Origin of the sequence: Meiothermus cerbereus (assembly GCF_051297115.1) — a bacterium.
GTDB lineage: Bacteria > Deinococcota > Deinococci > Deinococcales > Thermaceae > Meiothermus > Meiothermus cerbereus_A.
The window spans coordinates 1-8,941 of record NZ_JBEVAL010000095.1 but is presented as its reverse complement, the minus strand read 5'-3'; the positions used below and the strand labels follow the sequence as shown (position 1 = coordinate 8,941).

7 protein-coding genes and 1 rRNA gene are annotated in these 8,941 nt (G+C 62.0%); all 8 read left to right on the top strand.

Annotation, left to right across the window (positions count from 1 at the left end; translation table 11 throughout):
• On the top strand, positions 1–434 hold a 434-nt coding region (locus tag ABWU19_RS13495; RefSeq protein WP_435902189.1), incomplete at its 5' end, for a carbohydrate ABC transporter permease.
• A 1-nt stretch (position 435) separates the two neighbouring features.
• Positions 436–1,281, top strand: a complete 846-nt coding sequence (locus tag ABWU19_RS13490) for a carbohydrate ABC transporter permease (RefSeq protein ID WP_435902188.1) — start codon at positions 436–438, stop codon at positions 1,279–1,281.
• Positions 1,282–1,289: 8 nt separating this feature from the next.
• Positions 1,290–2,291 carry an endo-1,4-beta-xylanase gene (locus ABWU19_RS13485; protein ID WP_435902187.1) on the top strand — a complete coding sequence of 334 codons (1,002 nt, stop codon included), beginning with the start codon at positions 1,290–1,292 and terminating at the stop codon, positions 2,289–2,291.
• Between the two features lie 7 nt (positions 2,292–2,298).
• Positions 2,299–3,633 carry a GH1 family beta-glucosidase gene (locus ABWU19_RS13480; protein WP_435902186.1) on the top strand — a complete coding sequence of 445 codons (1,335 nt, stop codon included), beginning with the start codon at positions 2,299–2,301 and terminating at the stop codon, positions 3,631–3,633.
• The gene (locus tag ABWU19_RS13475; protein ID WP_435902185.1) at positions 3,630–5,228 is read left to right on the top strand and encodes a glycoside hydrolase family 43 protein; all 1,599 of its coding nucleotides are present in this window, start codon (positions 3,630–3,632) and stop codon (positions 5,226–5,228) included. Before ABWU19_RS13480 ends, ABWU19_RS13475 begins: the two co-directional genes overlap by 4 nt.
• Before the next feature lie 174 nt (positions 5,229–5,402).
• On the top strand, positions 5,403–6,230 hold the full coding sequence (locus tag ABWU19_RS13470) for a glycoside hydrolase family 16 protein (protein WP_435902184.1): 828 nt from the start codon (positions 5,403–5,405) through the stop codon (positions 6,228–6,230).
• Between the two features lie 193 nt (positions 6,231–6,423).
• Positions 6,424–8,634 carry a beta-glucosidase family protein gene (locus ABWU19_RS13465; protein WP_435902183.1) on the top strand — a complete coding sequence of 737 codons (2,211 nt, stop codon included), beginning with the start codon at positions 6,424–6,426 and terminating at the stop codon, positions 8,632–8,634.
• A 239-nt stretch (positions 8,635–8,873) separates the two neighbouring features.
• Positions 8,874–8,941, top strand: a 16S ribosomal RNA gene (locus ABWU19_RS13460); the annotation flags it as partial.

Sequence of the window (8,941 nt, the reverse complement as noted above, 5' to 3'; positions counted from 1 at the left end):
TCCCATGCCCCTCTATCGCTGGCTTAGTGGATGTATATGATAAAAGCCTGGGCTGGAATACGCTTCTTTACCTGTCTGCTATTCAGGCCATCCCCAAAGACCTGTACGAAGCCGCCTCGGTAGACGGGGCCAGCCGCGTCCAGCAGTTTCGCTACATCACCTTACCCCTGCTGCGGCCCATGATGTTTTTTGCGGTCAGCCTGACCATCATCGGCAATATGCAGCTCTTCGAGCAGCCCTTCATTCTGCTTAACGGGGGAGCCAGCGGGGCTACGCCGGGTGGGCAGACAGCCACCATGTATATGTACCGAACCGCCTTCGAGTGGCTCGAGATGGGCACGGCGGCCTCGATTGCCTGGATTCTTTTTATTTTTATCGGCATACTCACCTACCTCAACAACCTGATCTTTGGCCGTGCGGCAAGGGGGGAATGAGATGGCAGGTAAAAGAGGATCGCTGGGAAGTTTCCTGCTGCGCGTGGGGGGCTACGCCCTCCTGGCACTGGGAGGGATACTGACCGTAGCGCCGTTCTACTTTATGTTTGTGTTTGCCACCCACCAGCGCTCGGAGATTTTCGGTTTTCCACCTCCCTTGTGGTTTGGCGAGCATTTCCTGACCAACTACCAGATTTTGATTGACAAAATTCCTTTTTGGCGGGCTTACTGGAACAACTTCTACCTGGCTTTTATGACCACCGTTACCAGCCTGTTCTTTTGCAGCCTGGCCGGTTTTGGCTTTGCCATGTACCAGTTCCGCTGGCGCGAACAGCTCTTTGCGGTGGTCATGGCCACCCTGCTGATACCGGCCATCCTCAACCTGATTCCCTTCTACCTGCTCATATTCCAGATTGGCTGGATCAACACCCCCAAAGCCCTCTGGGTGCCGGCCATGGCCGGTGCTTTGGGCATCTTTATGATGCGGCAGTATATTATTTCGGCCATTCCTAAAGAGCTCATCGATGCAGCCCGGATAGACGGCTGCAGCGAGTTTCAGATTTACTGGCGCATTGTGCTGCCCCTCATCCGCCCAGCCCTGGGCACCCTGGGCCTGATTACCTTTATCGGCTCCTGGAACCGCTTTGCCGATGTGAACGTGATTATGCGGACCCAGGAGACCAAGACCATACCGGTGGTGCTGCGTACCCTGCAAGGGGCTACCGATGTGGAGTGGGGTGCGATTATGGCCGGTACGGCCCTGATGGTCGCTCCGCTGCTGCTGGTTTTTGCTATAGCGGCCCGGCAACTTATGGAGGGGCTGACCAGCGGAGCCGTCAAGAACTAGGAGGTCTGATGCTTATGTCCAGAGGGGCCTTGGTGGGAATCTTTTTCGGACTGCTGGTACTGGCCCAGCCGGGTCCGCCGCTGCGAAACCTGGCCGAGGCGCGAAAAATCCAGATTGGAGCGGCTGTAGAACCAAGCCTTCTTCTACAGGAGCCCGAGTATGCCCGGGTGCTGGCCCGGGAGTTCAATCTGGTGGTGGCCGAGAACGTGATGAAGTGGGGGGCTTTGCAGACCACTCGAGGTCAGTACAACTTTGCCGCTGCCGATCTGCTTTTAGACTTCGCCCGGAAGAACCGGCAGGCGGTGCGGGGGCATACCCTGGTCTGGCACCAGCAACTGCCCCGCTGGATGTACGGCACCTTCACCGCTGCCGAGATGGAGGCCATCCTGAGCGACCATATCCGCACGGTGGTAGGGCGCTACCGCGGCAAAATTGCCTACTGGGACGTGGTGAACGAGGCCATCGGCGACGATGCCAAACTGCGCTCAACCCCTTTTGACGTTCTACCAGGCTACCTGGAAAAAGCCTTTCAGCTAGCCCGTGCGGCTGACCCCAGCGCCAAGCTGTTCTACAACGACTACGGGGCCGAGGGCCTGGGGGCCAAGTCGGATGCCATCTACGCGCTCTTGAAGTCCCTGAAGGCAAAAGGGGTTCCGCTGGATGGGGTGGGTTTCCAGGTGCATGTGGACTCGAGCTTCGCTCCCCGGCAGGTGCGGATGGAGGAGAACCTCGAGCGCTTCGCCCAGCTCGGCCTGGAAATTCACATTACCGAGATGGATGTGCGCCTGGGCAGCGCGGGCTCCAGGGCCGAGCGCCTGGAAAAGCAGGCCCAGGTGTACCGGGAGGTGCTGCAAATCTGCCTGCGCCAGCCCCGCTGCAAAGCCTTTACCCTGTGGGGCTTTACCGACGCCCACTCCTGGCGGGGGGCCAGCGAGCCCCTCATCTTCGATGTCGACTACCAGCCCAAACCGGCTTACTTTGCCCTTCAGCGCACCTTGCAACAACCCTAGGAGATCTATGAAACGAAGCGACTTCCCTCGAGGCTTCATTTGGGGCACGGCTACTTCTTCCTATCAGATTGAAGGGGCTGTGTCTGAAGACGGACGCGGGCTTAGCATCTGGGATACCTTCAGCCATACCCCCGGAAAAATCAAAGGGGGCCATAACGGCGACGTGGCCTGCGACCATTACCACCGCTATCCAGAGGACATCGCCCTGATGAAGGACCTGGGGGTGAACGCTTACCGCTTCTCGCTGGCCTGGCCCCGCATCCTGCCCCAGGGCCGGGGGACGGTGAACCCCAAAGGCCTGGACTTTTACAGCCGGCTGGTGGACACCCTTCTGGCGCAGGGCATTACCCCCTGGGTCACCCTTTACCACTGGGACCTGCCCCAGCCCCTGGAAGACCAGGGCGGCTGGCCGGAGCGGGAGACTGCCTACGCCTTTGCCGAGTACACCGACGTGGTAACCCGGCACCTGGGGGATCGGGTCAAGCACTGGATTACCCTCAACGAACCCTGGTGCTCGGCCTATCTGGGCTACCACATCGGCGTTCATGCGCCGGGGCGGCAGGACCTGCACCTTTCCGTGCGGGCCTCGCACCACCTGCTGCTGGCCCACGGGCTGGCCGTGCCGGTTATTCGCCAAAACGTGCCTGGGGCTCAGGTGGGCATCACCCTCAACCTCTCGCCGGGCCACCCGGCCTCGACCGACCCCGCCGATGTGGCCGCGGCCCGCCGCTTCGACGGTTTCCAGAACCGCTGGTACCTGGATCCGCTGTATGGCTTTGGCTACCCCGCGGACATGCTGGCCCTGTACGGCGAAGCCCCGCCCGTGCAGGGCGACGACCTGAAGACCATCGCAGCACCTACCGACTTCCTGGGCATCAACTACTACTCCCGCGCGGTGGTCAAAAACGGCGACCTCGAGCCCTACCGCTTCCAGTATGTGCGGGCCGGCGAGGAACATACCGATATGGACTGGGAGGTTTACCCAGAGGGAATCTACGAAACCCTGGTGCGGGTTGGCCGGGAGTACCGCCCAAAAGCCATCTACATCACCGAGAACGGGGCAGCCTATCCCGATGTGATGGGGGCCGATGGGCAGGTGCACGACCTCGAGCGTACCCGCTACTTCCAGCGCCACCTGGCCCTCTGTTTGCAGGCCCTGCGGCATGGCGCCCCCCTGAAAGGCTACTTTGCCTGGAGCCTGCTGGATAACTTCGAGTGGGCCGAGGGCTATTCCAAACGCTTTGGGCTGGTGTACGTGGATTTTTCCAACCAGAAACGCACCGTAAAAACAAGCGGCCTCTGGTTCCGGGATTTTCTGCGGGAGGCGGTAGCCAACCCATGACCCGGATTCTCAACCCCATCCTGCCGGGTTTCCACCCCGATCCCTCGATTCTGCGGGTGGGGGATGACTATTTTATTGCCACCTCCACCTTCGAGTGGTGGCCGGGGGTGCGTTTGCACCACTCGCGTGACCTGGTGCACTGGCGGCCCATCGGCTATGCCCTGACCCGCACCTCGCAGCTCCAGATGCTGGGCAACCCCGACTCCGGGGGTATCTGGGCCCCTTGCCTGAGCCACGATGGGGAGCAGTTCTACCTGATCTACACCGACGTAAAGACCTGGGGCAACGGGGATGTTTTCAAGGACGCACACAACTACCTGGTGACGGCCCCCCGTATCGAAGGCCCCTGGTCGGAGCCGGTGTATCTCAATTCCTCGGGTTTCGACCCCTCGCTCTTCCATGACGAGGATGGGCGCAAATGGCTTCTGAACATGCTCTGGGACCACCGCAAGGGCCGCAACGCCTTTGCCGGTATTCTCTTGCAGGAGTACGACCCAGCACAAAAGCGGCTGGTGGGGCCGGTGCACAACATCTTCCGGGGAACCCCCCTGGGGGTGACCGAGGGGCCGCACCTGTACAGGAAGGATGGCTGGTATTACCTGGTGGTAGCCGAAGGGGGCACCACCTATGAACATGCCGTGACGGTGGCCCGTTCGCGCCAGATTGAGGGGCCTTACCAGGTAGACCCCTGCTACCCGACCCTGACCGCTCGAGGCCGCCCCGAGCTGCCCCTGCAAAAAGCCGGCCATGCTTCGCTGGTACAAACGCCCCAGGGAGAGTGGTACATGGCCCACCTGGTCGGGCGTCCCCTCGAGCCCCCCCAGGCCCTCCGGCGCCACTGCCCTCTGGGCCGCGAAACCGCCCTGCAGAAAATCCGCTGGAGCCCGGACGGCTGGCCCCGGCTCTGGCACCGGGAAAACACCCCGGCCCTGGAGGTCGAAGCCCCGGCCCTCCCCCCCCACCCCTGGCCCCAGGAACCCGAACGCGACGAGTTTGAGGCCCCCAGCCTGAGCCTGCACTTTCAGACCCTGCGCCACCCCCCCGACCCCTCCTGGCTCTCGCTGACCGAGCGCCCCGGCTACCTGCGCCTGTATGGGCGGGAGTCGCTGAGTTCGCGCCACCGCCAGAGCCTGGTGGCCCGCTGCTTGCAACACTTTTACGCCGAGGCCGAGACCGTGCTCGAGTTTGAACCCCAGCACTTCCAGCAGATGGCCGGGCTGGTCTGTTATTACGACACCGCCAACTGGGTGTACCTGCGCGTGAGCCGCGACCAAGACCTGGGCAAGACCCTCGGTGTGCTGACCTGCGACAACGGCCACTACAACGAACCCCTGGATCAGGAGCTAGTCATCGAGGGCTGGCGCCGGGTCTACCTCAGGGTGCGCTACGAGCGCGATACCTTTGGCTTTGCCTACTCGGCCAATGGAACAGACTGGAGCGAGATTCCCCTGCGCTTTCCGGCCTACAAGCTTTCCGACGACCACTGCCGCGGGCTGGGCTTCACCGGTACTTTTATTGGGTTGTGTGTGCAGGATTTGAGTGGGACGCGGCTCCACGCAGACTTTGACTACTTTGCCTACCGGGGGCTCGAGTAGGCCATGAACCGCTGTAATACCGGGTCTGGGTGGACGGTCTCGCGAAGGGCGTGGACGGCATCACCATATGGGCGTTGCTGCAGAGAACCCGTTCGCCGACCCCCATACCAGACAAAACCGGGAACGCCCTGGGTTACTTTGCCCGGAGTGTTCCTGGTGAGGGAGGTGAAACCTTTGAAGCCACACTTGTTCAAATGGCTGGTCTTTTTCTTGATGGCACTTTCGGGCGGTCTGGCCCAGGAGCTGCCGGGCTGGCGGCTGGTCTGGGCCGACGAGTTTAACCTGCCGCGTGGGAGCCCGGTCGATCGCAGCAAGTGGAACATCGAGACGGGCGGCTGGGGCTGGGGCAACAGCGAGCTACAGTACTACACCGAATCGACCCTGAACCTGGTACACGACGGGCGCAACCTGGTAATTGCCGCGCTCGAGCAGCGTCTGCCGGGTTTGCGCTGCTGGTATGGCCCGTGTCGCTATACTTCGGGGCGCATCAATACCAAGGGCAAGTTTGAGCAGCGCTACGGGCGCATCGAGGCCCGCATTAAGCTCCCCCGCGGACAGGGCCTTTGGGCGGCGTTCTGGATGCTGGGCAGCAACTTTGGCCCGGTGCGATGGCCCAATTGCGGCGAGATTGACATTATGGAGCACATTGGGCGCGAGCCGCGCACCGTCCACGGCACCATTCACGGCCCCGGCTACTCCGGCGGCGAAGGCATTACCAGGTCCTACCGGATTTCTAAGGACTTTGCCGATGCCTTCCACATCTTTGCGCTCGAGTGGGAACCAGGGGAGCTGCGCTGGTATGTAGACGGCGTGCGCTACCAGACCCTGACCCCCGCCGACCTGCCCGAAGACACCCGCTGGGTCTTCGATCAGCCTTTCTTTATCATCCTCAACCTGGCTGTGGGCGGTGGCTGGCCTGGCCGACCCGACGAGACAACCCGCTTCCCCCAGCGCATGCTGGTGGATTACGTGCGGGTGTACGAGCGGGCCGCTGGCCCTTAGTCCCGGCCTCCTGGCCCTTTCGCACCTTGGCTAGTACTAAGTTGCGCCAGGGCAGATTGGCAAAACCAGCGGAATGAGTCAATGCATACCTGGCGCAATTCCTAAAGCGAACTTTCGGTACGGCATCTCGCATTTCGCTTATGGAGACACTTAAAGCCCCGCCAGATTTGTTGCCCTTTAGAGGAAACCCAATATGACCAGAATATGGAGGTTCGCTCTTGCCTGGGTTGTGTGTTTTGTCGGTAGCCTGGCGCTAGCCCAGCCCATCTACAAAGACCCCACCCAGCCTGTGGAGAAGCGTGTGGCCGACCTGCTCTCTCGCATGACGCTGGAAGAGAAACTGGGCCAGATGACGCAAATAGCGGTGTCCAAGCTGATGTCAGATGGCTGGGGGCTGGGACCGCTGAAGGCTGAGCTGCTCGAGCGCTACCTTGTGCAACGTGGTATTGGCGCGGTGCTCTCGGGCGGGGGGATGGGGCCGGTGCCCAACACGCCCCGCGCCTGGGCCGAGATGACCAACGCCATCCAGCGGGTGGCGCTGGAGAAGGGCCGACTGGGCATTCCTTCCCTTTACGGGGTGGACGCCGTACACGGGCACAACAACCTCGTGGGGGCTACCCTCTACCCCCATAACCTGGGCCTGGCGGCCACCTGGAACCCGGCCCTGGTGGAGCAGGTGGCCCGGCGGGTGGGGCAGGAACTGCGGGCTACGGGCACCCTGTGGAACTTTGCCCCCGTAGCCGACCTGGGCCGTGACCCGCGCTGGGGCCGCTTCTACGAGACCTTCGGTGAAGATTCCCTTCTAGCGGGTAGCCTGGTTGCAGCCACGGTGCGGGGTTTGCAGGCTACCCAGGTTGCCGCGACGCTCAAGCACTTTGTCGGCTATGGCCAGCCTTTGGGCGGTACCGACCGCAGCCCGGCCTTCCTGGCCCCCCGCAGCCTGCAAGAGGTGTGGCTGCCGCCCTTCCGGGCAGGCCTCGAGGCCGGCGCCCTCACGGTGATGGCCAACAGCGGCTCGGTCAACGGGGTGCCGGTGCACGCCTCGCGTTACCTGCTTACCGAGGTGTTGCGCGGCCAGATGGGCTTCAAGGGCGTGGTGATTTCCGATTGGAACGATATCGATAAGCTGGTGAACGACCACAAAGTTGCCGCCACCTTTGCCGACGCCGTAGCCCTGAGCATCAACGCAGGTGTAGACGTGTACATGGTTCCGATGGAGGCCGACCGCTACCTCCAGACCCTGAAGGAACTTGTCGAGGCAGGCCGGATTCCCCGCGCCCGCGTTGACGAGGCGGCAGGTCGGGTGCTGTGGTTGAAGTTTCAGCTTGGTTTGTTCGAGCGCCCCTACGTTGAGGTCGCCGAGGCCGAGAAGATAATCGAGGCCCAGCGCACCCTGGCCAAACAGGCAGCCCTCGAGTCCATCACCTTGCTGGAAAACGCCGCCTTCACCCTGCCGCTCACCAACGTCAGGACCTTGCTCGTCACTGGTCCCGCCGCTGCCGACAAGACCATGCAGATGGGCGGCTGGAGCATCGACTGGCAGGGCAAAGAGGGAGCCAAAGCCCCTGGGATAACCCTGCTCGAGGGCCTGCAAAAGGGCGCACCTAAAGGGGTGAAGGTAGCTTATGCCGACCCCAGGGATGCTCGAGCCCTCGCGGCCACGGCCAGGGCCGCCGACGCGGTAGTGGTGGCCCTGGGTGAAAAGCCCTACGCCGAGAGCGAGGGCAACAACCTCAGCGGCGAACTCCCTGCCGAGCAGTACAAGCTGCTGCGCGACCTCAAGGCACTGGGCAAGCCCATAGTGCTGGTGCTGTTTGCTGGCCGTCCCCTGGTCTTTCCCCCCGACCTGTGGCTCACCCCCAAGGCCATCCTGATGGCCTACCTGCCTGGTTCTGAGGCGGGCAGTGCCCTGGCCGATGTGCTTTTCGGTCGCTACAACCCCAGCGGTCGCCTGCCTTTCACCTGGCCCAGGCTTTTTGCTCAGGTGCCCTTCACCTACGACCGCTACCCCGACATCTACCCCAAAGCCGAGCCGCTCTACCCTTTCGGCTACGGCCTGAGCTACACCGACTTTGCCTACCGCCTGCAGGCCGCCAGAGCTACCCCTAACGCCGTGGAGGTGGATGTGGAGGTGCGCAACACCGGCAAACGTGCTGGCAGCGACGTGGTGCAGCTTTATACCCGCTTCCCTCCGCTTGGCTTCCTGGCCCCCCGCGAGCGCCTGGTGGGCTTCGCCAAGGTGAACCTCGAGCCCGGCCAGGCCCGCAGCATTAAACTCATCGCCCCACTGGACCGCTTCGCCCTGGTGCCAGGCGATGTGTTCAGCCTCGAGACACCCCGCGTCTTGCCTGGACGCTATGTCTTGCGGGTGGGGGAGCAGACGGTGGCGGTGGATCTGCGCTAATGCATGTATTTTGCTTGTCTGGTGCGAAATTAATCGCACTGCTGATATAGCGCGGTGAATTGGTCCTATTGACATAGCCCAGGGCATTTGATAATCTCTTCTTTGCTGTCGCCGAAAGGTGGAGCGAGAATCTTGAAAGCGCAGGTTAGGAAATAAATACGACCACAACGTGGCTTTGCTACGTTAAAACTTTTGAGCACAACAGCTCAAACCCAAAGTCTCGCCTCTCGCGGCGAGCATTTTTGGAGAGTTTGATCCTGGCTCAGGGTGAACGCTGGCGGTATGCCTAAGACATGCAAGTCGCACG